Annotated in this window: 18 protein-coding genes; all 18 read left to right on the plus strand. The window is 43.5% G+C overall.

Annotation, left to right across the window (positions count from 1 at the left end; genetic code table 11):
* The first annotated feature begins 25 nt into the window (after nt 1–25).
* The 18 genes from AB4Z45_RS01180 (at nt 26) to AB4Z45_RS01265 (ending at nt 22,974) form a co-directional block, all read left to right on the plus strand.
* Nucleotides 26–856, plus strand: a complete 831-nt coding sequence (locus AB4Z45_RS01180) for an Fpg/Nei family DNA glycosylase (RefSeq protein ID WP_441907528.1) — start codon at nt 26–28, stop codon at nt 854–856.
* Nucleotides 857–884: 28 nt separating this feature from the next.
* Entirely contained in the window at nt 885–1,217 is a 333-nt protein-coding gene (locus AB4Z45_RS01185; protein ID WP_076265823.1) for a cyclic-phosphate processing receiver domain-containing protein, read from the plus strand.
* Nucleotides 1,218–3,029: 1,812 nt separating this feature from the next.
* Nucleotides 3,030–4,046, plus strand: coding sequence for an SAM-dependent methyltransferase (locus AB4Z45_RS01190; protein WP_441907529.1), 1,017 nt, complete (start codon nt 3,030–3,032; stop codon nt 4,044–4,046).
* A gap of 137 nt (nt 4,047–4,183) precedes the next feature.
* Nucleotides 4,184–5,938: a sensor histidine kinase gene (locus AB4Z45_RS01195; RefSeq protein ID WP_441907530.1), complete on the plus strand. Its 1,755-nt coding sequence runs from the start codon at nt 4,184–4,186 to the stop codon at nt 5,936–5,938.
* Nucleotides 5,931–7,487 (plus strand): response regulator transcription factor, encoded by a 1,557-nt coding sequence (locus tag AB4Z45_RS01200; protein ID WP_441907531.1) that lies wholly within the window; start codon nt 5,931–5,933, stop codon nt 7,485–7,487. The genes AB4Z45_RS01195 and AB4Z45_RS01200 overlap by 8 nt, the downstream gene beginning before the upstream one ends.
* A 116-nt stretch (nt 7,488–7,603) precedes the next feature.
* Nucleotides 7,604–8,941 (plus strand): ABC transporter substrate-binding protein, encoded by a 1,338-nt coding sequence (locus tag AB4Z45_RS01205; protein ID WP_441907532.1) that lies wholly within the window; start codon nt 7,604–7,606, stop codon nt 8,939–8,941.
* A gap of 102 nt (nt 8,942–9,043) precedes the next feature.
* On the plus strand, nt 9,044–9,943 hold the full coding sequence (locus AB4Z45_RS01210) for a carbohydrate ABC transporter permease (protein WP_441907533.1): 900 nt from the start codon (nt 9,044–9,046) through the stop codon (nt 9,941–9,943).
* 2 nt (nt 9,944–9,945) lie between these two features.
* Nucleotides 9,946–10,782: a carbohydrate ABC transporter permease gene (locus AB4Z45_RS01215; RefSeq protein WP_076265830.1), complete on the plus strand. Its 837-nt coding sequence runs from the start codon at nt 9,946–9,948 to the stop codon at nt 10,780–10,782.
* A 35-nt stretch (nt 10,783–10,817) separates the two neighbouring features.
* Nucleotides 10,818–11,849, plus strand: coding sequence for a glycoside hydrolase family 88/105 protein (locus AB4Z45_RS01220; RefSeq protein ID WP_441907846.1), 1,032 nt, complete (start codon nt 10,818–10,820; stop codon nt 11,847–11,849).
* Nucleotides 11,850–11,996: 147 nt separating this feature from the next.
* Complete coding sequence (locus tag AB4Z45_RS01225; protein ID WP_441907534.1) at nt 11,997–13,616, plus strand: serine/threonine protein kinase; 1,620 nt, start codon at nt 11,997–11,999, stop codon at nt 13,614–13,616.
* Nucleotides 13,617–13,702: 86 nt separating this feature from the next.
* Nucleotides 13,703–15,253, plus strand: coding sequence for an ABC-F family ATP-binding cassette domain-containing protein (locus AB4Z45_RS01230; protein WP_441907535.1), 1,551 nt, complete (start codon nt 13,703–13,705; stop codon nt 15,251–15,253).
* A gap of 203 nt (nt 15,254–15,456) precedes the next feature.
* A complete protein-coding gene (locus tag AB4Z45_RS01235; RefSeq protein WP_076265833.1) occupies nt 15,457–16,155 on the plus strand; it encodes a response regulator transcription factor in 699 nt (232 codons plus the stop codon).
* Nucleotides 16,152–17,510 (plus strand): HAMP domain-containing sensor histidine kinase, encoded by a 1,359-nt coding sequence (locus tag AB4Z45_RS01240; RefSeq protein ID WP_076265834.1) that lies wholly within the window; start codon nt 16,152–16,154, stop codon nt 17,508–17,510. The genes AB4Z45_RS01235 and AB4Z45_RS01240 overlap by 4 nt, the downstream gene beginning before the upstream one ends.
* A gap of 23 nt (nt 17,511–17,533) precedes the next feature.
* On the plus strand, nt 17,534–18,394 hold the full coding sequence (locus AB4Z45_RS01245) for a carbon-nitrogen hydrolase family protein (protein WP_076265835.1): 861 nt from the start codon (nt 17,534–17,536) through the stop codon (nt 18,392–18,394).
* 37 nt (nt 18,395–18,431) lie between these two features.
* The gene (locus AB4Z45_RS01250; protein ID WP_441907536.1) at nt 18,432–19,091 is read left to right on the plus strand and encodes a GNAT family N-acetyltransferase; all 660 of its coding nucleotides are present in this window, start codon (nt 18,432–18,434) and stop codon (nt 19,089–19,091) included.
* A gap of 14 nt (nt 19,092–19,105) precedes the next feature.
* Nucleotides 19,106–19,780: a GNAT family N-acetyltransferase gene (locus AB4Z45_RS01255; protein ID WP_441907537.1), complete on the plus strand. Its 675-nt coding sequence runs from the start codon at nt 19,106–19,108 to the stop codon at nt 19,778–19,780.
* Nucleotides 19,777–20,553 (plus strand): MBL fold metallo-hydrolase, encoded by a 777-nt coding sequence (locus AB4Z45_RS01260; protein WP_441907538.1) that lies wholly within the window; start codon nt 19,777–19,779, stop codon nt 20,551–20,553. The genes AB4Z45_RS01255 and AB4Z45_RS01260 overlap by 4 nt, the downstream gene beginning before the upstream one ends.
* 447 nt (nt 20,554–21,000) lie before the next feature.
* A complete protein-coding gene (locus AB4Z45_RS01265) occupies nt 21,001–22,974 on the plus strand; it encodes an endonuclease MutS2 (protein ID WP_441907539.1) in 1,974 nt (657 codons plus the stop codon).
* Nucleotides 22,975–23,023 lie beyond the last annotated feature (49 nt).

The following is a 23,023-nucleotide window of genomic DNA, read 5'->3' on the forward strand; positions in this document are numbered from 1 at the left end:
GAAAATAGGAAGGAAGCGAGCTTTCATGCATGAATTGCCGGAACTGGAAAATTATCGGGCTTTATTGGCGGAGCAATTCGCTGGCGCCCAAATTACCGGTATCGAGATAACAAATGGTAAAGTTTTTCAAGCAAGTGAAGAACAAATTGAGCGTGACGTGGTTGGTAAAGTTGTATGGTTTGTTGAAAGAAGAGGTTTACATTTAGTTTTACACTTGGATAATGGAAAACGTCTATTGCTTCATTTGGGGCAAGGGGCTTATTTGTATAGAGGAAGCGAGTCTGACAAACCTGATCGCAACGTTCAGATGAAACTGCATTTCGGTGAAGCCGTATTGTATGGAGTCGGTTTGCGTGCGGATGATTTGCAGCTGTTGACTGTGAAGGAAGTCGAAGGGAAACTTGGACGCCTAGGACCAGATGCATTGGACAAAAGAGTGACATTGGATCGTTTCATTGCACTATTTGCCAAAAAACGTGTTGCAATCAGAACCGCTCTTAGCGACCAAAACGTGATTTCTGGAATTGGTGCAGCGTATGCGGATGAGATTTGTTTTGCCGCAGCGATTCGCCCCGACGCTAAAGTTCCAGTATTAGAAAACGAAGCATGGGAACGCCTATACGCAGCGATGCATAATGTACTGAAGGAAGCGATTTCACAAGGAGGAGCGGGAGAGCATCCGTTCTTTGAGGGAGATAGCTTAACTGGAAAACATAGGATTCACTTTCAAGTCTTCGAGCGTGAGGGTCAACCATGTTCACGCTGTGGTGCTGTGATCGAGAAAATCGATGTATCTGGCCGCAAAGCGTATGCTTGTCCTGCTTGTCAACAAGATGAGGGATTAAGCGCGCTTTGAGTCTATCGGTTGAACGGGGGATTCATTTATGATTCATGTATATTTAGACGATTATCGCACTTGTCCAAAAGGTTTTGTATTGGCAAGCAACGCAGAAGAGTGCAAGCAGCTGATTGACCTTGAGGAAGTTGATATTTTATCGCTTGATTACGATTTAGGCTGGTCACAGCCGACTGGCTACGAAGTCGTGCGCCACATTGTTGAAACGGGTCGTTATCCAAGCCAAATATACTTACACACCTCAAGTGCCGCTGGTCGCATGCAAATGTACCATATGCTTTCAACGAATGCGCCGGCAGAGACCAAGCTGTTCAATGGTCCGATGCCGGAGGCTCTCATTAATAATATTGCTGGGCAATAATATGCACCCAGACCCTTTAAGGGCTATTACACCCAAACCCTCAAGGGCTTCTTAAACCCAGACCCTTTAAGGGCTATTGCACCCAAACCCTTAAGGGGTTTTTAAAGTGAAATCTTTGAGGATTTTTAAAACTCCCGAACCTAAGAGATTTTCGAACCCACCCAAACCCTCCCTTCCAAGGGAGGGCCCCAAGGGTTGCACCCTCTGGACACCCGCAACTGGACTAACGTGGGAACTTGACAGGCGCTTGAGAGTTAGGGTAGAGCATCGAACGCTTTCGTCCTTTTGGGACACGCTTTCACTAATGATGGGGAACCCTAAGGGGTTATCGAACTCACCCAAACCCTACCATTCCAAGGAGGATCAAGGTTTGCACCCTCTGGACAACAGCTGGACTAACGTGGGAGCTTGACCGGCGCTTGAGAGCTACGTAGAGCATCGAACGCTTTCGTCCCTCTGGGACACGCTTTCACTAATTATGGGGAACCCAAGGGGTTTTCGAGCACACCCAAACCCTACCATCCCAAGGAGGATCAAGGTTTGCGCCCTCTGGACAGCAACTGGATTAACCTGGGAGCTTGACCGACGCTCGCGAGTTTGGTTAGAGCATCGAACGCTTTCGTCCCTTTGGGACACGCTTTCACTAATGATGGGGAACCCCAAGGGTGGATGCGGACCCACCCAAACCCTACTATCCCAAGATGGATCAAAGTTTGCACCCTCTGGATAGCAGCTGGACTAAAGTGGAAGTTTGACCAGAGCTGATTGGTTAGGTTAGAGTTAAGAACGCTTTAGTCCCTTTGGGGCATGCTTTCACTGAGAGGCTTTCACCTTTTCTTAATAAATAGTCTCATTAGGTTGAATTATCAATTAGGATCTTGTGTGAGATGACCAGTTTTTATTTATTGATGTAGATTTTTAAATAATATCAACTACATATTGTTAAGCCAGTTACACATAAGACTAATTTTTAGACCTATTTGGAGTAATTCGATTGATTTGATGATAATAAGTCTAGATTTTAGTTCTATTCGTGCTCAATTTTACAATAAGCAGTAATAATATTTATTTTTCTCTGATTTAAGACTATATTCTAGTCTTATTTAGTCTTATTGAGCTCATTTAGTTGAAATAGGTCTAGTTTTTATAACTATTTCACTAACATTGTCCATTAATCATTATTTATGGGCTAAAACAATGGTTCATATGGCTATACTCGAATAATAACTAGCAAAAATAATATTTGAGTTAATTACTCGAATAATTTCACGAAATGTGACATATTCGGTTATAATGCAAACAAAGACTAAAAATATAAATAGAACAAAAATGCTGCGGAATTAATTTGCTGGCATTTCTATGTTTTTTTATTAACTCTGATCTATGTAATTAATTGTATTTACGAAGGCTTCAATCTCTTTCACACATTAAGACACGATTAACATTTACAGACAACAAACTTCCAGCGTGTCCCGAAGGGACGAAAGCGCTCATCCGTAAACTAAACATTCCATCACAGATTATCGCCAACGTTAGTCGAGTTGCGGGTGTCCAGAGGGTGCAACCCTTGGGGCCCTCCCTTGGAAGGGAGGGTTTGGGTGGGTTCGAAACGCTTGTAGGAATGGTGTAGTAATACTCTTGTAGAGTTTGAGTAGTAAACTCCCTTTATAGGGTTTGGGGTTGTAAAAACCTAGCAGGGTAATGGGTGCTAAACTCCTAAAAGGCTCGGCGCAGCAAATCCCTTTTAAGGGCTCAGGGTAGTAATCCCTCTAGGGATCTAGGGTAATATAACACGAAAGAGGTTTAACATACGTGAGTCAATGGATCGGAACAGCTAATCAAACTTATGCACCATATGCGATGGAGGAGCTTCGGAGGCTGATTGAGGGCGTTGCCTTCACACAGCTGGCAGCAGGCGAAGTGTTTTTAATGACGAGCCCGCTAACACGGGAAGAAACGCTGCAAGCTATTCATCAGCAGGAGCCTATCTTTTTGCGCCATGTGCAGCCGGTGGATCGGTCGATTGAAATTACTGGAAATGCGAATGATTTAGAACAATTGTCTAGCATGGTTCGAAATGCTGTATTAACTTTGGAAAATAAACGGGTAGCCGTTCATATTAGACGTACGTCGAAATCGGAGTTTGTATATTCGGCTGCGGATACAAAAGCGGTGATAGATGCGGTACTTGAAGAGATTGACGCGGAACCAGTTGTACAGCAGCCAGACGTTATTATTGCGATCTATGCGGCGATCAATCAGCTTTATGTCGGTTTTGGTTCACCATCGGAGATGCTCTCGGATTGGCCGGGCGGCGCCGTTCGTTTCCAACGTGAAGAAGGACAAGTCTCGCGTGCCAAATTTAAGCTGCTTGAAGCAGAACGTGAATTCAACCTAAATTACGCACAGTTTCAAAATGCCCTTGATGTTGGCGCAGCGCCAGGCGGCTGGACATCCCTTTTACTTGAGCGCGGCTTGCGGGTTACAGCCATCGATCCTGCTGAATTGCATCCATCGCTTATGGCGTATCCTACGTTAACTTACTTAAAGCGCAATGCATCCGAAGTGAAATTTAATCCCGATTCATTCCAGCTTCTAGTCTGTGATATGAGCTGGAGTCCGATGATGATGTGCAAACTCGTTCTCGATCTTGAGCCTGCACTAACGAAAGGTGCAACAGCCATCATTACAGTTAAGCTTATGCACCGGAAACCGCTTCAAACCATTCGTGACGTGATTTCAAGACTTTCGACAGAATTTAAACTTCAAAAAGCTAAGCAGCTGTTCCATAATAGAGAAGAAATCACACTTTATTTGATCAAAAAATAACAGGAGTCGCCCCCCTTAATGAAAAGGAGGGCGCTCTTTTTTCAAATCCAGCAAACAATCCTTGCAAAGAATGACTATGTCTTCTAACCACTCAAAAACCGATAATAGCTGTAAATCTCTTGAAGGAGACTTGGCCGATGCAGAACTTGAAAGCGCTTTATATGAATTTGCGTATCAAACACAAAATGTTTGTGTTGATATCAGTCATCATGCTGGTTGTTGCTATGCTTGCTATCATCATTCAGCAATACGCTTTTGATTTTTATGATCAGGAAATTTATAAGCAATCTTCCAAAGCGCTCAGTTTGTCGTCCCTCAGTATCGAGAATGAGCTGAAAAAGATGGAGAAGCTTACCTTTATGCTTTCAACGGATTCTACGATCCAGCACTATTTGAGATCCATCAAGAGCGGTTTGTCCGATTATGATAACTATGTTGTGCAATTAACGGTGAAGGAGCGAATGGTCAATATCGGAGGGCTTGATAAATACGTGCTTTCCGCCCAGCTGTATGACGTAAATGATAATGAATATGCGGTTGGTGCAAATTCGATAACGATTTACCAGGACCGTCTGGATGCGTTCAAAAATGCAACAGCAGTGAAAAAGGGAGGGAATACGTGGATTGCCCCCTACAGCAACGACAAGTCCTTAATTGCTGCGCGTGAAGTGCGTTCGTTTGAGCAGCTGAGCTTAGACTATCTTGGCACTTTAGCGCTTCGCATCGATATGAACAAACTGTTTAGAGATCTCGCTAAAGGTATGAACAGCAACGACGCGAAGCTGGTCATTATGAAAAACAATGAAGCGGTGTATCCTGAAGCATCCGCTTTTTCCATGGAGTCCTTATCTGCGCTGCCTGGCAATGAGGGCTACAAAGTTATACGTTATGAGGGGAAGCAATATTTTGTTACTTATATAGCATCAACCTACACCGATTGGACTTATTATACGCTGATCCCATTTGATGACATCTTTGACCGTGTTGTGAAGGTCAAAAATACGATTATTATTATTTTTGCTATATTATTTATCGTCATTCTTCTCATCGCAGTTGGCTTCGCAAATGGTATTACTGAGCCTATTGAACGCTTGAATGCAAAAATGAAACGGGTGCAGCTCGGCAATTTTGAATATATCGAAGAGCCGAATGAGAGAGCGCTTGCAATGGATGAAGCTGGTCAAATGCATCGAAACTTCCGAATAATGATTGAACGAATCAATGAGCTCATTCATGAAAATTACGTAAAGCAGCTTACGATTCGCGATACGGAATTTAAGGCGCTGCAAGCTCAAATTAATCCGCACTTTTTGTACAACACATTAGAGTCGATCAACTGGTCCGCCAAGCTAAGCAACCAAACACATATTTCTCAGATGGTTGAAGCGCTCGGCTCCTTGCTCAGAACGTCAATCAATTTGAAGGAGCCGCTCATCCCTCTTAGCAAGGAACTGGACATCATTAATCACTATGTCACGATTCAGAAATACCGTTTTGAAGAAAGACTTGATTTCCATATTGACGTGCCGGACAAGCTGCTTAGCTGCAGTATTCCGAAGCTTTCGCTTCAACCGCTCGTTGAGAATGCAGTCAATTACGGTCTTGAACAAATGATTGACACCTGTAAAATACAAATACATGCCTATGTGGAAAATGAGCTGTGGTTTATTTCAGTGGAGGATAATGGGCCGGGAATGGAAGAAGAGTTTGTCACAAAGCTATTAAGCGGACAAGTGCAGACGAAAGGCTCCGGCTTAGGCTTGAAAAATATTGAAGACCGCATCAAGCTGCTGTATGGCGAAGCATACGGCTTAATGGTAGAAAGCAAGCCAAACGGCGGTACCAAAGTGAAGCTGATGCTTCCTTATGAAATGAGGGATTCCCATGTATAAGGTTTTGTTGGTTGATGATGAACGAATCATCGTAGAAGGCATATCGCGTACAGTAAACTGGAATGCATATGAGGCAGAACTGGCAGGAACGGCGCGCAATGGACTTGAAGCTTTGGCCTTTATTGAGAGCCATATGCCGGATATCGTCATTTCAGATATCAAAATGCCAGGCATGAACGGACTGCAGCTGGTAGAAAAAGTGTACGAAAACTACCCGCATATCGTTTTTATACTTCTTTCCGGCTTTAGTGAGTTTGATTATGCTCGCAGGGCGATGCAATTTGGAGTTAAGCACTATTTGCTTAAGCCATGCAATGAAAATACGATTACGGATGCACTAACTGAGGTGATAACGGAGCTCAAGAAACAGCAAACACAAGAGAGCTTCATGCTTCATATTCAAAAGGAGCTCTCAAAGGTGCTTCCTCACGCGAAGGAGCAATTTCTTAAGGAGCTTGTTACGAATAAAACATATGGCCAGCGTGATTGGGATGATTATGGCAACCTGTTTCATATTACAGTAGACAATGAAAAGGTTCAGTTGATTTTGTTTCAAATTGAGGGTGTTTTTGAGTTTGAGCATCTGTTTGCTGTCAAAAACATCGCTCAGGATGTCCTCGGCAAACCGACGGTACTCCTCAGTACGACGATAGGTAAACATGTACTGCTGCTTATTAAAGAGATCAACGAAACAGATATTTTATTTGCACAATTGAATGAAATTAAGCAAACGTTTTCTTCCTATTACAAATTGGATGCTACGGTGGCAGTCAGCAATGCGGGTCAAATTATCGATGCTCGCAAAATGTACCGAGATACGCTGGAATGTTTAAATTATCAATTTTATTTAGGCGAAGGAAGCATCATAACGCAGAAAGATGTTGAAAGAGGAGATGACAGTGCGCTTAAGCCATTCATCTATGATGAAGAGCCACTTTGCATGCATGTCAAATCAGGAGACTGGGCGTTTGTTCAGCAGGAGCTGCAAAATTATTTTGAAATGCTTGCCGACAGCCGTATGGACATGCATCTCTCAAAATCTTATGTCATACCGCTTTACATATCTATCGTTAGACAAGGCAAACCTGAAGAAATCAATGAATATTTAACTAAGATTGCCGGATTTGATCAATTTACAACACTAAAAACGACGCAGCAATTCGTCACCGAATGTGCGCAGCAAATATGCTTGAACAACTTTCATACCCACACCAATAAGCATTCCGCCATTATTCAGAAGATGATTCAAGTAATTGAAGCGCATATTTCCAATCCTGATCTATCGCTCAACTGGGTAGCGAGTGAGATCTTATACATGAACGCAGATTATGTAGGCAAGCTGTTTAAGAAAGAAATGGGAGAGAAATTCTCAAATTATGTTGTTCGGTTAAGGATGGAGCGAGCGATGGAAGAGATCGAGAAAACAGGTGATGTGAAGGTTTTTGAACTCGCTGAGAAATTTGGTTTTGGCGATAATCCGCAATATTTTAGTCAAGTTTTTAAAAAACATACAGGGTTCACGCCTTCCGAATTCAAAAGGTCGCCATAATGGCGACCTCTGTTTTTTTAACAAAGAAAGCGGTTTTTTTAATTCCGACGATTCGACATTCACCCTATAATAAAGCTTGTAAACAACATTAAAGAGTCTGGAAGGGGCGTAACACAATGAAAGCACCAAAGAAAATGCTTTTGATGCTCATGGCTTTTGCACTAGTTCTCGTAAGCGCTTGCGGCGGAAACGCAAACAATGAAAAACCAACAAATGCGACCAATGCACCAAAATCAACAAACGAAGTGAAAGAAGAACCAGCAGAAGCAAAGCCGGTCACTCTTCGTATCGCATGGTGGGGCGGTCAGCCGCGTCATGATTACACAATGAAAGTGATTGAGATGTACAAAGCGAAAAACCCGCATGTAACGATAGAAATGGAATATGCAAACTATGATGACTACTGGAAAAAGCTTGCTCCTCAAGCAGCTGCAAACGAGCTACCTGATATCATCCAAATCGATACGCAAAATTATTCGCAATACGCTGGCAGAAAACAATTGGCTGATTTGACTCCATTTATCGGCAATCAAATTGACGTAAGTGACATTAGCCAAAATGCGATTGATGGCGGTAAATTAGGCGATGGACTTTACGGTATGAACCTTGGTGTAAATGCTCTTGGGTTTAACTACGATCCAGCACTACTGAAAAAAGCAGGCATTGATTCCATTCCTGAAAACTACACTTGGGATGATTACGTAGCAATGGCTGCAAAAGCAAAAGCAGCAGGAATTTTCTTCGACAATGGTATGCGTCCAGAAGTGTTCTTCGGCTATTACCTACGTACACTTGATAAAACGTTGTTTAACGCAGAAGGCAACGGCCTAGGCTACGAGGATGATCAACTTTTCACCGATTTCTTCGGAATGCTAGCTAAACTTGTTATCGATGGTGCAGTACCGTCACCAGATGTTCTAGCTCAAATCAAAGGCGCAGAAGACAGCCACCTTGTATTAAACCAAGGCATTGGCGTATGGCAATGGTCAAACCAATATGTTGGATTGCAGCAAGTGGCTAACCGTCCACTAGCAATTGCTCCAATGGCTGGTCCAAATATGACTAAAGGGTTATTCCTTAAGCCAAGTATGTTCTTCTCCGTATCGGAAAATTCGAAAGTGAAAGAAGAAGCAGCTAAGTTTATCAGCTTCTTCGTAAATGATATCGAAGCTAACAAATTGATTTTAGGCGATCGCGGCGTACCTGTTTCCTCTAAAGTGAAAGAAGCGTTAAAAGCAGTTTCTACTGAAGCACAAATCCAAGTATACGACTATGTTGCTTGGGCAGAAGCGAACAGCTCACCAATGGATCCAGCTGATCCAATCGGTTCTGCTGAAGTGTTCAAATCGCTCACAAGCCTTGCAGAGCAAATGAACTACAACAAAATTAAACCAGAAGATGCAGCTAAGAAATTTAGAGACGAAGCAACCGCTATTCTTAAGAAAAACAAGTAATATTGTTTGGGTAGAAGCGATGGTTGGTCGTTAGATCGACCATCGTTTTTTCATAAATAAAGATGCTTTGGCACGCTAGACTTCGTATAGGAGTTGGATAAGATGAAATCGCTATCACTTAAAAACAACTTGGTTGGCTACACTTTTATTGGTCCATTTGTTATCGGATTTTTATTGTTCACCTTAGTACCCGCTGTCGCATCGTTATATTTCTCGGTTACCGATTATGATCTCTTATCGACACCATCCTTTATCGGATTAGAGAATTACCAGACGATGTTTTTTGATGACTCGAAGTTTTGGGCATCTCTAAAGGTTACTTTTTTATACGTTTTTATCGGTGTACCGCTTAGATTGGCCTTTGCATTATTTATTGCAATGATATTGAATACAGCCTCGAAAGCAATCGGGTTATATCGGACCGTTTATTATCTTCCTTCGATTATTGGCGGGAGCGTTGCCGTGTCGATTATGTGGCGCAACCTTTACGGCGACGAAGGGGTTATAAACATTTTTCTGAATGCACTCGGTTTAGATAGCGTGAGATGGTTTGCTGAACCTGCAGCTGCGCTGTGGATGCTCATTACATTGTCCGTTTGGCAATTTGGATCGTCGATGCTTATTTTTCTTGCAGGTCTCAAAAATATACCGCCAGAATTGTACGAGGCTTCCAATGTGGATGGAGCGGGGCCAGTCATTCGCTTCTTCAAAATTACTTTGCCAATGCTTAGCCCGATCATTTTGTTTAATACGATCATGCAAACTATCGGTGCTTTTATGACCTTCGTTCCAGCTTATATTATTTCAAAAGGCGAGGGCGGTCCGTTAGACGGCACACTTCTTTATTCCCTTTATTTGTTCCGTCAGGCATTCGTTTATTTCGATATGGGATTTGCTTCAGCGATGGCGTGGGTAATGCTAATTATTATCGCTATCCTAACAGGGATTTTGTTCTATACCTCTAAAAAATGGGTTCATTACGAGTCGAAAGGTGGCCATTAAACATGACATTCAAAAAGCTGAAGTGGCCGATCTACCACATATTTGTCGCAGCGCTCGCGTTAGTAATGGTTTACCCGGTGTTATGGCTGTTAATGAGTTCATTCAAGCAAAGCAATCTCATCTTCGCAACGGCTGATTCACTTATACCACAGCCTTGGATTTGGGAAAATTATAAAATAGGCTGGGTCGGCATTGCAGGTCAGTCATTCGGCAATTTTATTATGAATTCACTAGAAATCGTTGTTATTTCAACCATCGGAGCTGTATTATCATCTGCATTTATCGCTTTTGGATTTGCAAGACTTAATTTTGTGGGGAAAACGTTTTGGTTTGGAATCATGATGGTTACGCTCATGCTTCCTCATGATGTTGTACTCGTTCCGCAATATATTTTGTTTGCGAAGCTTCATTGGTTAAACTCAATTAAACCTATTGTTATCCCGCAATATTTCGGCATTCCGTTTTTTATCTTTTTACTCATTCAGTTCATCCGTACCATTCCGAATGAACTTGACGAAGCAGCAACGATCGATGGCTGCGGGAAGTTCCGCTTGTTTTTCCGAATTATTTTGCCGCTCGTCGTTCCAGCTCTGGCTACCGCTTCAATTTTCTCGTTTTACTGGCGCTGGGAAGACTTGCTCGGACCGGTATTATACTTGAATCGTCCAAGTTTGTATCCTGTGTCGATGGGTCTGAAAATGTTTCTGGACAGCGATACCGTCTCCAACTGGGGCGCCATGTTCGCGATGTCGATCGTCAGCCTCATTCCGGTTCTCGCCATTTTCTTCGCATTTCAGAAGTATATTGTTGAAGGTATCAGCACCAGCGGTTTGAAATAGACATTCAAAATGAAATAGGGGAGAGGAAGATGGAAATGCCACAGCTTCAATTTGACGAAAATCATATTAAGGACGTTATAGATCGTGTTGTAGATCGCACATTCAGAATGGATTTTAGCTGGGATTGGCCAGGCGGTGTTGCTTTCTATGGGGTGGCTGAAGCGTACGAGGCAACAGGGAATGAACGCTATATTCAGCTTTTGCAGGAATGGATTGATGAGAAGCTGGAAGACGGCTTGCCGAAGCTATCAGTCAACGGAGTATCCATTGGTCATGCTCTAATCTCGCTGTACAAAGCAACTGACGAGCAAAAATATTTAGATGTCGCCATTCAAATGGCCGAATACTTAAAAAATGATGCGGTACGATTCTCAGATGGCATTTTCCAGCACACGGTCAATTCAGAAACATATAATTTTCCTGAGCAAGCGTGGGTGGATACGATGATGATGGCGGGTTATTTCCTCGTGCGTATGGGACATTTGCTCGAACGAAACGACTATTTGGAAGATGGCCTGAAGCAATATCACGGTCATGAGCATTTTTTACAAGATCCCGTTACGAACCTTTACTATCATGGTTGGGACAATATTGCACAAAATCATATGTCCTCGATCTTCTGGGCACGCGGAAACTCTTGGGCTGCTCTAACAATGGCAAAGGCATTGCCGCATATCGCCGTTCAGCATCCTTCATTTATGATTATTGAAGGCTCAATGCGTGATCAGCTTAGTACATTAGTACGTATGCAATCCGAAAATGGACTATGGCACACGGTTCTAAATGATGATAGCTCCTATCATGAAACGTCGGGTTCAGCAGGAATTGCGACGGGATTATTCGCATTTGGTTCCTTATACAACAAATACATTCAGCGTTCGATCGAAGGTATTTTGAGCCAAATTACAGAGGACGGCGCAGTGCTGAATGTATCAGCCGGCACAGCAGTTATGAATGATTTGCAGGGCTATCGTGAAGTGGCTCACAAACGGGTGCAAGGCTGGGGGCAAGGACTTGTGCTTGCGTTTTTGGCGGAGCTGTTGAATTCCAAAAAACGTGTATTTTAATGAAATGCTGCTTGTTTCAAGTTTAATAACTATGTTAAAGTAGCACTAATAGATAGGAAATCAGGAAGGCATCCTGATGCGGTTTGTAACTTACAAACGGCGTCGAGATGCCTTTTTTTGTTCGCATTTTATGCTGGAGGGATCGATATGGAAGGTAAGGAAATGATATTTTCGCCTTATGCAATGGGATCTGTGGTGGGTGATCGATACCGAATTGTCGGCATTCTTGGGCGAGGTGGCATGGGAGTTGTCTACGCCGCTGATGATTTGAAGCTCGCAAATAAACGAAGAGCTATGAAAGTAATTGCACCGCTGCCAGGCGGTCGGAAATATGCAGAAGAAGCACAAATGATGATGAGGCTGGAGCATCCGCAGCTTCCATTAATGGTCGACTACTTCCCTCCGAATGAGCTGCAATTCGAAGCACTGGTCATGGAATATATTGAAGGCTGCACGATTGCAGATTTATTTCGTTCAAACGGAGCACAGCTAACCTTTACAAACATAATTGATATTGGAATACAGCTATGCTCTGCGATTCGTCATTTGCATGAACATACGCCTCCAATTATTCATCGTGATTTGAAGCCTTCAAACGTGATGATTGACAAAAAAGGAAAAGTGAAACTAATTGATTTTGGTATTTCACGCCAATATATTAACGGCAAGGACAAAGATACCGTTCAGCTTGGAACGTATGGCTTCGCAGCGCCGGAGCAAGCAGGAGCAGGGCAAAGCGATGAGCGCACGGATATTTACGGACTCGGTGCGCTGCTGTATTTTATGGCTAGTGAGGGAAGTATTTATCATCAAAAAACGGGCTGGACAGCGGAGTCGGCTTTATTTGCATCTTTGCAGCCAGACGTTCCGAAAGCCTTTAAGCTTGTGCTAAAACGTTTACTTCAACCCGATCCCCTATATCGATATGAAACTATTGCTGAAGCGGAGAAAGCGCTAGAGGTTTTTGTAGAGCCTGATAGTGACAATAAGGTGTTCTGGAATCAACAAAAAAGCAAATCCCATACACGATTAAATCAGAAGCTAATCGGATTATTATCTTTATCCTCAGGCGCAGGGTCTACCTTTTTGACGCATGCACTTGCTGTCCTGCTTGGAAGGCAAGGCGCTTCAATAGCAGCAGTCGAATACGACGATTCTAGGCCTGAATGGCATGCATGGTTATCTGGGCATAAAAGCATCAGTAATTATGTACAGTCTGGTCAGCTAATAAAGGATAAACGTTATATTCACTATAAACATAATGATTTAGCAGTAAATTGGTTCTCATTTCATTCTGAACTAAGCTCCGATGATGCTAAATATGATGCTCTGTCTTATGCACAAATGCTTCGGACTTTACCAACTATGTACCAGCTATTCGATTTCTCTGGCAGATGGAAGGAGTCTAATGCTTTATCCATGCTGAAGCAATCGCATTTCGTATTTGTAATTGGTGATCCTGCTGTGGTTAAGTGGCAAGCGAGCGAATTAAAGCTGCTAATGGACTTGAAGCAAAAAATGAAAGCCACAGGCGGAAAATTATTTTATATCGCCAACAAGGATCTGAACTACCATGGTCGGAATGAATGGCTTTCCTTATTTCCCGACAAGCCATTAGCCATCGTGCCGCGACTTCCTGAAGAGACGCTGCTTTCTTTGCAATGGAAAGGGCTCTGGGTAACGGATGTATCGCGCTTAAATAAACGATTAAATCATGCGCTTTCGCCCATTTTACAGCTCCTTTATAAGGAAATGAACACAAAATGACCATTTTTGTGGTACAATGATACGGGCAAAACGAGACATTTCACAAGCTATAACTATGGTTCATATATGAATGGAGATAAAGACAAATGAGTTTGTTAACAGTTGAGCAATTATCACATACGTTCGGAGATCGTGTGCTTTTTAAAAATGTAGCCTTCCGTTTGTTGGATGGAGAGCATGTTGGCCTAGTCGGTGCGAATGGTACAGGCAAGTCAACACTGATGAATATTTTAACAGGCAAACTGTTGAAAGATGAAGGAAAGGTCGAATGGACACCGCGTGTTCGTTACGGCTACTTGGATCAACATACGAAGCTTGAAGCAGGTAAAACGATCCGTGATGTACTGAAGGATGCTTTTTTACCTTTGCTGCTATTGGAAGAAGAGCTAAACAACATTGCAGCTCAAATGGGCGATGCAGATTCAGATACATTAGATGAGCTGCTTACACGTATGGGTGAGATTCAGGAGGAGCTGGAGATCGGCGATTTCTATTTAATTGATGTAAAAGTCGATGAGATGGCAAACGGGCTAGGTCTGAATGCGATTGGACTTGATCGTGATGTTACTGCACTTAGCGGCGGTCAGCGGACAAAGGTACTGCTAGCGAAGCTGCTTCTTGAAAAACCAGGTGTTCTATTGCTCGATGAGCCTACGAACTATTTGGATGAAGAGCATATCAATTGGCTGACTAACTATTTGAAAAACTACCCGCATGCGTTTGTTCTTATTTCACATGAAACGAGCTTTATGAATCAAGTGGTCAACGTGATTTACCATCTTGAATTCACGAAGCTGACGCGCTATTCGGCCAATTATGATAAATTTCTTGAAATGGCTGATCTGAACAAGGCGCAGCACATCGATGCATACGAGAAACAAAAGGATTTTATTAAGAAGCAAGAAGATTTTATTCAAAAAAACAAAGCACGTGCTTCAACATCAGGACGTGCTAAGAGCCGCGAGAAGCAGCTTGATCGTATTGATCGTATTGATAAACCGGAAGAAGCGGCAAAACCAACGTTTAACTTTAAAGAATCGAGAACGAGCGGCAAGACTGTATTTGAAGCAGAAGGCATGGTCATCGGCTACAATAAACCTCTGCTGCCAAAAATGGACATGGTCATTGAACGTGGTGATAAGATTGCTATCGTAGGATGCAACGGCGTTGGTAAATCTACATTACTCAAAACCATTTTAGGCGTAATTCCAGCGCTTGACGGCAAAACCTATCTGGGCGATTATTTAAATCCTGCTTACTTTGAGCAAGAAGCAAAAGCTCCGACCATGACGCCGCTTGAGGATGTATGGGATGAGTTCTCCTTCATGACCCAATCAGAGGTTCGTGGTGCCCTTGCACGCTGTGGCTTGAAAAATGAACATATTACACGTTCGCTTAACCAGCTCAGCGGCGGCGAGCAAGCGAAGGTTCGTCTATGCAAGCTTATGATGCGCGAGAGCAACTGGATTCTGTTCGATGAGCCGACGAACCATTTGGACGTTGTGGCTAAAGCGGAATTGAAGCGTGCTCTTAAGGCTTATAAAGGAACAGTCGTGCTTGTATCTCATGAACCGGAATTTTACGAGGATATGGCTACCAAAACATGGGATGTCGAAGCCTGGTCGATGCAAAACTAGGAGTGGTTTTAGCTTAATATCCTTTATCTTCGTGAAGATAAACACCCTCCGTGGCAATTGCCGGTCTACTCTTCTTGTAGATCGGCTTGCTTGCATTTGTGATAGGTCTTCATTATGATAAATTTAACCGTATTTATAGAAGAAGATACGGTTGATTAACGGCATTAATATTATTTACAACTGGAAGCAGGTGAACCTCTAGAATGAAAGAACGTATTCTAGTCGTCGAAGATGAAGCGGGTATTTCCCGAATTTTACAACTTGAGCTTGAGCATGAGGGTTATACCGTAGGAACTGCCGCTGATGGCAGAACCGGATATGAAATGGCTTCGACAGGTGAATGGGAGCTTGTATTGCTCGATGTCATGCTGCCTGAGATGAGCGGAATTGAAGTGCTGCGATTACTGCGACAAGCAGGAAATCCTGTACCTATTATATTGTTAACTGCCCGCGACACCGTACCGGATAAAGTAAGCGGATTCGAGCATGGAGCAAATGATTATATTACAAAGCCGTTCGCAATGGAGGAGCTGCTGGCGCGGGTTCGCAACATTTTGCGTATATTCCAGCAGTATCCGAAGGAAGCGGAAGGATCTGATATGATCAAGGTTGGCGACTTAACGATTGAGCTGCGCACGCGTAAAGTTTATCGCAAAGATATTTTGATCGAGCTAACGCCGCGTGAATTTGAGCTGCTCGTATACCTTGTGGAAAACAAAAATGATGAGAAATCGCGTGAAGATATTTTATCCGAAGTTTGGGGATATGATTTTATCGGTGAAACAAATTTAGTAGATGTTTATATCCGTTATTTGCGTCAGAAGTTGGACAAGGGTTATCGTCATAAGCTTATTCATACGGTTCGAGGAGTAGGTTATATGATAAAGGAGCCCGATGCATGACACTCCGCAAACGGTTTACGCTTTTCACCATTTTTTGGCTTATTTTTATTTTGATTCTATTTAATATTTTTGTGTATTTCTATGTGATCAAAATAACGACTGAAAGTGAAGAAGAGGTCATTGCGAATAAGGTGAATCTCATGCTTGAGAATCCCCGAATTCAGAGCGGCCGAGGATTAAACTATCCGGAGCTGCTCAATGAGTATTACAACGTAAACGAAATGATCCGCATCATTGCGCCTAATAACAGGGTTGTAAATATAACAGGAACGGATGAGCTGCTGCAGCAGCTGCCAGCGACCTTTGAGGTGCATCACCATACCGGGATGATCACAAAGGGCGGAGAACGAATTTTGTTCATGCGAGTTCCGCTATATGACGGCAATCGTGTCATTGCAATGCTTGAGATTAATCGAATACTAGATGAATTGGACAATTATTTGCAGGTGCTGGTCGCAGCGTTAAGCGTAACGAGCGGCGGTGCCATTTTGTTTGCCATATTCGGAACGTATTGGTTTACTTCAAGACTAACGGCGCCGATTCAGCAAATGGTTAATACGATGCGAGAAATTGACCGAAGCGGGAAGCTTAGACAAATTGAGCTTAGCAACCGCGAGGAATCTGCTGAGCTCCTGCAGCTCGTTCGTGCATTTAATCAAATGATTGAACGACTTGACCGCACATTTGCTAAGCAGAAGCAATTCGTAGCAGATGCTTCTCATGAGCTCAAAACCCCTCTAACTGTTATCAGCAGCTATGCTGGTATGTTAAAGCGTTGGGGACGTGATGACGAGAGCTTGCGAAATGAAGCGATTGAAGCAATCGATAAAGAAGCAAATCGTCTGCAAAACTTAACAAAATCAATGCTCATGCTCGCTGAGGCAGAGCAGGAGGATTGGCTGAAGCAGGAGCTGTTTGACGTTGTTCAAGTGGTTGATGAGCTTGCAACAATGCTGCAAACGACGTTCGGCAGGCCGATTCGAGTGAAAGCGATGTCCAAGGCTGTTCGTATGGTTGGAGATAAGGACAAAATCAGGCAGCTCCTCGTCATTTTGCTCGATAACGCGATTAAATACTCGAAGGACCCGATCGATATTACGATTACACTCGTTAGACATATCGTGAAAATCGAGGTTAAGGATAAAGGAATGGGCATTCCAGAAAACGAAATTCCGCATCTATTCGAGCGCTTCTACCGTGTGGATGGAGCCAGAAGCCGCACAACAGGCGGAGTAGGTCTCGGCTTGTCCATCGCCAAACGAATCATTGATTTGCATGAAGGAAAGGTAGATGTGTTTAGTCTGCCGGATTTAGGCACGACGATTACTTTGCAGTTTAAACAGCGCAAACAATAACGATACGATTGGAGGATTAACGAATGAAGTTTCGTACGGCAGCCGTTCAGTATAAGCTTGCTGATATTAACTCGTTTGAGCAATTCGCAGAGCAAGTAACACATTATGTACGCAATGCCTCGGAATACGGGGCACAATTTATTTTGTTTCCTGAGTTTCTGACAACCCAATTGATGTCCATTGGAGATGAGCAGGGCGTTGCGCTTTCTATTGATCGACTTCCTGAATTCACGGAGGATTATCTTGCTCTCTTTCGCTCACTAGCTGCTGAATATGAGGTTTACATTGTTGGAGGCACCCACGTGATCAAACAAGCGGATGGAAGCTTGCGCAATGCTGCGCATCTCTTTCATCCCGATGGGAAAATTGACGTTCAGCATAAAATCCACATTACGCCACCAGAAGTAGAAGGCTGGAATATGTCAGCAGGTGAAGGTCTTGAGGTATTCGAGACCGCTTATGGTACCATCGCGATGCTTACTTGCTACGATATTGAATTTCCTGAAATCGTTCGAATGGCCCGCGCTAAAGGTGCAGATGTCATTTTCTGTCCATCGTGCACAGATGATCGTCATGGATTCTATCGCGTAAGATATTGCTGCCATGCTAGAGCAGTTGAGAATCAGGTATACATTGTAACGACGGGTACAGTAGGCTCTCTTCGTAAAGTTGATTTGATGCGTGCAAATTTTGGTCAAGCTGCTATTATTGCTCCGAACGATATTCCGTTCCCGCCAGCCGGTATATTAAGCGAAGGCATCATCAATGATGATATGCTCGTCGTGGCTGATCTTGATTTATCTTTGCTTGAGGAAGTCAGGCTGAAGGGTTCTGTTACGACGTGGCGTGACCGTCGCACCGATTTGTATACCGATTGGACTTGATTTTTGTCTTTTTTAGTGAAGAAAGGGGGAGACAGTGATGCGTAAGGATCTGTACTTGTTCATCGATGGAAAGCCGCAAAAAGCAATCATTCGCAATTATAAACCAGCAGATTTTGATGGATTGATTGAAGTTCAGCGGCTAAGCTTTCCCCCGCCTTACCCGCAGGAGCTTTGGTGGAACAAAGAACAATTAACTGAACATGTGAACCGATTCCCTGAAGGTGCCTTATGCGCAGAGGTTGATGGAATGATTATTGGCTCCATGACCGGAGTAACTATCGATATGAATGATTATGGCCATGCACATAATTGGGAAACGATTTCTGACAGTGGTTATATTCGCAATCATAATATAAACGGGGATACTCTGTATGTAATAGACCTTTGTGTCATACCGGAGTTCCGAAAATCAGGTATTGGCAAATGGCTCATGCAATCGATGTATGAAACGGTTGTTCAGCTGGGACTTACGAGATTGCTGGGGGGCGGTCGCATGCCCGGTTATGGAGCGCTAATCCAGGAGATGACGCCAGAAGCTTATTTGGAAAAAGTGCTAACAGGAGAATACAAAGACCCTGTCATTACTTTTTTGCTTAGATGCGGACGGATGCCGATTGGGGTTGCTCATGACTACTTGGATGATGAGCAATCGGGTAACTGCGCTGCAATCATGGAGTGGCGAAATCCATTTAAATAAGGAGATGTACATATATGCTAACCTATCATCGAATCGTAAGCATTGAGGACAAATATTTTGAACCATTACATAAGCTTCTTCAAACGATTTTTCCGCCTGAGGAAGTTCTTGCTTATGAACTTTGGCGCGAGCCGCTTGAAGACCCAACCATTCATGTTTATGTTGCATTGCATGAGGGGGAAGTTGTAGGTTCAACTGAATATCGTTATTATCCAGAACTGCGCGTTGCTATGACTGATTTTACGATTATCGGAAAACCATCACTTGGCATCGGTCGTTTTCTACTCCGCAATCGAGAACAAGATTTGCAGAAGCTAGCTGATCAGTCCGGTACTGTCTCGCTTGGCATGTTTGCTGAGGTATACGACCCTTATCGCGCAGGTGAGCATGCATTTGGCGGAGTTTCACCTATGAATCCGTTTGTGCGTCGCGAAGTACTGTCACATATCGGCTATAAGCGAATCGCTTTTTCTTATGTGCATCCTTCTTGGGACCATGAAGGCCAAGCTGTTGCTGAACTGGACTTATGTTTCCTTCCGAAAAATGAAGAGCAAACAACGATTGATGCAGCTCTAATCGCCTCATTCTTAGAAGGCTATTATGCCGCATTGCCAAACAAGCCGGAGCAATGGCTTCAAATGATGGAACAAATCCGTGCATCGGAGTCGTTTGAGCTGCTGCCGCTATGACGAAGCTAATTTTTAGGGGAACTGGAGATTCCATGAGTGTGCCTCGCATTTATTGTGAATGCGAGGTTTGTGAGGAAGCACGGGACACACAGGAAAACCGTCGTTATAGATCGTCGCTGCAGCTGGAGGATCAAGAAGCTGGAACGGTGTGGATTGACTGTGGGTCTGACTTCGCAAAACAATTAGAGATGGCCTCACTGCGTGGGATCGACACACTGCTCATTACACATGCTCATTTTGACCATATCGGTGGATTGGTGGAGTGGGCAGACGCTTGTCGCTGGACGAAAAAAAGAGGTCAAGCTTACGCGCCCACTGAAGTCATTAAAGAAATATTAGATCGTTTTCCTTGGCTAAATCGGCAGATTGAGTTCCATTCATTTGACACTCCTATTATGCTCGGCAAATGGCGAGCGTACAGCTGGCGAGTCAATCACGGGAAAAACGGCTATGCCTACGCATTTCGCTTTGAACATTCAGAAACAAACTGCAAATGGGTTTATTGCTCTGATTCCATAGGCCTGACGGATGAGCAGCAGCAACATTTGGCTGATCTCGATTTACTTGTACTAGGAACAAGCTTTTACGAAGAGCCTTTTGCTTATGAAACTCGTTCTGTCTATGATGTTGTTGAAGCTATCGAGCTTATCCAGAAATGGAAGCCCAAACAAACCTTTCTCACACATATGTCGCATGATATTGATCTTCGGAGAGATTATAAGCTGCCCGATCACCTTCAATTTGCACGAACAGGCATGTCCATTTCTTTATAGCCATAAACAGTAGACTAAGTCTCGCTTGACAAGCTGCTTGTCTTTTATGTACATTTATTAAGAATCCTATTTTGGATTATCTTTTAACATGATGCTTAAAGGGGAAATTTTAATGTTTGCTGGTGTCCATAACTCATAAATTGGATAGAGTCAGATGAACGTTGGTCTTGCGACGATTCCCAGTGTGAATTCACTGAGATGCAAGGCTCTATTTCGTGATCTGACGCCAAGAGTTCTGGACATGAGGATTTCCGCCTGAAGCAATTCGACAGCGGCCCAATCACCGTGCTCTCGCAGCGCGGTTTTTTTATATCCATTTTCATTTTAACGATTTTGTTAGCGGTGGAAATGGTATTGGAGCATTTGTCGATCAAAGACAGGAATGGAACGCGCCCGCGTTCTGTTTCTGTCTTTTTTTTTTTACACAAAATAGAGGAGGCCATACAGATGAATGAAGCATCTTGGCGAAGATTAGAATTTGATAAGGTAAAAGCAGGCGTAGTGAGCTACACGATATCACCCGCAGGACGATTGTTGGCTGAAAGGCTTGAACCAAGCACGAAGCAGCGGCAAGTTGAAGCATGGCTGCAAGAAACGTACGAGGCTGCTGAACTTCTCGGAAGCGGGGCAAGCATTCCATTGTCCGCAATGGACGGCATTGATTCGTTTCTGTCGCTGCTCGGCAAAGGTAGAATTTATAATGAGCAGGAACTAGAACAGCTATCGGTATGGTTAAGCTCTGTTGTGCAAATGAAAAAGTACATGTTCAGCAAACGTGAGATTGCGCCAACGATTTCTGCTTATGCGGAGTCTATGTACGATTGCCCCGTACTTAGGGACGAACTAAAACGTTGTATTCGTTACGGCCAGCTGACCGATCAAGCTAGCCCTGATCTTGCCTACATCCGCAGGCATATCTATGCAGCGGAGGACAAGATCCAGAAAAAAATGGAGAATGCGCTTCATAAATATCGTACTGCTCTACAAGAGCCGGTCATCAGCAAGCGCCATGATCGGTTTGTCATTGCAGTAAAGCGCGAGCATCGCAAGCAGGTGCCAGGGACAGTATGGGATGAATCCGCAAGTGGTCAGACCTTATTCGTTGAGCCATTAGACGCATCAGAGCTTCAAATTGAGCTGCAGCAGTGGAAGGCGGATGAGGAGCGGGAGCGTACCGTTATATTATCCCGATTGTCTGAATATACCGAATCGTTCTCCTTTGAGCTGTTTCGCAACGTAGAAGCTATGGCTATATTTGACTTTATTACGGCAAGAGCGAAGCTCTCTAGGTCGTATAACGGTAAAAAAATCGAGTTATCCGATCAGCCAGTCGTTAGACTCGTCGGTGCACGCCATCCACTGCTAGGACAACATAGCGTACCGCTGCATGTGGAGCTCGGATACAAATGGAAACAGTTAATTATTACTGGACCGAATACAGGTGGCAAAACGGTAACCTTGAAAACCATTGGATTATTCGTATTGATGGTTCAATCTGGCCTCCTGGTTCCAGCTGAGAAGGGGAGCGAGATCGGTGTATTCCAGCACGTTATCGCCGACGTTGGAGATGGACAAAGTTTGGAGCAATCACTGAGTACATTTTCTTCTCATATCACCGTTCTTAAGGATATGCTTCAAGCGGCTGGCCCTAGAGCACTGCTTCTGCTTGATGAATTGGCGGCGGGTACCGATCCATCAGAAGGGATAGCGCTCTCTATCGCACTATTAGAACAACTGTTGAAAAAAGGAGCATTGGCGGGAGCAACGACTCATTTTAATGAAATTAAAGCTTTTGCTGCGCGAACCCCTGGATGTCAAAATGGGAAAATGGCTTTCGACGCGGAAACGTTAAAGCCGCTTTATCGCTTAGAGATGGGGGAAGCAGGCGAGAGTCACGCATTCGCGATAGCAAGGCGCTTTGGTCTGCCAGAAGAGGTGATGCAGCGTGCAGAACATCTGCTTGTGCGGAAAGAAAATCAATCTCATGAAACACGCACAAGTGAGCAATCAAGAAATGAAAAGGAAGCTCAGAAAACGTCATCTTCAGCAGCAGCAGATTTTATTAACAAAAATATTAAAAAGGCTGATGAAACGAAAGCACAGAACCCGAAAGAAGCAAAAAAACCTTTTGAGAAAGGTGATGCAGTATGGATCTATCCTCTAAATAAAATGGGTGTAGTATATCGGCCTGCAGATGAACGAGGAAATGTGATTGTCCAGATTCAAGGGCAAAAGCTTACGTTCAATCATAAACGGTTGAAGCTGTATATCGCCAAAACGAAGCTTTACCCGGTTCAAAATGAGGAGTATGATCTCGATATTGTCTTTGAATCAAAGGAGAATAGAAAAGCTCGCAAGCTGATGAATCGCAAGCATGTAGAAGGCTTAGAAATTGTTACAAAAGAGGATGAGCTTCTCTAGAGGATTAATCTCAAAAAAACAAAAGACCCGACCGGAGGATTAATTAACT

The sequence above is a fragment of the Paenibacillus sp. MCAF9 genome (assembly GCF_052114265.1).
Lineage (GTDB): Bacteria > Bacillota > Bacilli > Paenibacillales > Paenibacillaceae > Pristimantibacillus.

Excerpts from the sequence above, each read along its gene's own strand:
- AB4Z45_RS01265 (WP_441907539.1), top strand. The coding sequence starts at position 21,001 with ATGAATGAAGCATCTTGGCGAAGATTAGAATTTGATAAGGTAAAAGCA.
- AB4Z45_RS01195 (WP_441907530.1), top strand. The coding sequence starts at position 4,184 with ATGCAGAACTTGAAAGCGCTTTATATGAATTTGCGTATCAAACACAAA.
- AB4Z45_RS01250 (WP_441907536.1), top strand. The coding sequence starts at position 18,432 with ATGCGTAAGGATCTGTACTTGTTCATCGATGGAAAGCCGCAAAAAGCA.
- AB4Z45_RS01255 (WP_441907537.1), top strand. The coding sequence starts at position 19,106 with ATGCTAACCTATCATCGAATCGTAAGCATTGAGGACAAATATTTTGAA.
- AB4Z45_RS01245 (WP_076265835.1), top strand. The coding sequence starts at position 17,534 with ATGAAGTTTCGTACGGCAGCCGTTCAGTATAAGCTTGCTGATATTAAC.
- AB4Z45_RS01215 (WP_076265830.1), top strand. The coding sequence starts at position 9,946 with ATGACATTCAAAAAGCTGAAGTGGCCGATCTACCACATATTTGTCGCA.
- AB4Z45_RS01225 (WP_441907534.1), top strand. The coding sequence starts at position 11,997 with ATGGAAGGTAAGGAAATGATATTTTCGCCTTATGCAATGGGATCTGTG.
- AB4Z45_RS01230 (WP_441907535.1), top strand. The coding sequence starts at position 13,703 with ATGAGTTTGTTAACAGTTGAGCAATTATCACATACGTTCGGAGATCGT.
- AB4Z45_RS01180 (WP_441907528.1), top strand. The coding sequence starts at position 26 with ATGCATGAATTGCCGGAACTGGAAAATTATCGGGCTTTATTGGCGGAG.
- AB4Z45_RS01235 (WP_076265833.1), top strand. The coding sequence starts at position 15,457 with ATGAAAGAACGTATTCTAGTCGTCGAAGATGAAGCGGGTATTTCCCGA.
- AB4Z45_RS01220 (WP_441907846.1), top strand. The coding sequence starts at position 10,818 with ATGCCACAGCTTCAATTTGACGAAAATCATATTAAGGACGTTATAGAT.
- AB4Z45_RS01240 (WP_076265834.1), top strand. The coding sequence starts at position 16,152 with ATGACACTCCGCAAACGGTTTACGCTTTTCACCATTTTTTGGCTTATT.
- AB4Z45_RS01205 (WP_441907532.1), top strand. The coding sequence starts at position 7,604 with ATGAAAGCACCAAAGAAAATGCTTTTGATGCTCATGGCTTTTGCACTA.
- AB4Z45_RS01200 (WP_441907531.1), top strand. The coding sequence starts at position 5,931 with ATGTATAAGGTTTTGTTGGTTGATGATGAACGAATCATCGTAGAAGGC.
- AB4Z45_RS01210 (WP_441907533.1), top strand. The coding sequence starts at position 9,044 with ATGAAATCGCTATCACTTAAAAACAACTTGGTTGGCTACACTTTTATT.
- AB4Z45_RS01185 (WP_076265823.1), top strand. The coding sequence starts at position 885 with ATGATTCATGTATATTTAGACGATTATCGCACTTGTCCAAAAGGTTTT.
- AB4Z45_RS01260 (WP_441907538.1), top strand. The coding sequence starts at position 19,777 with ATGACGAAGCTAATTTTTAGGGGAACTGGAGATTCCATGAGTGTGCCT.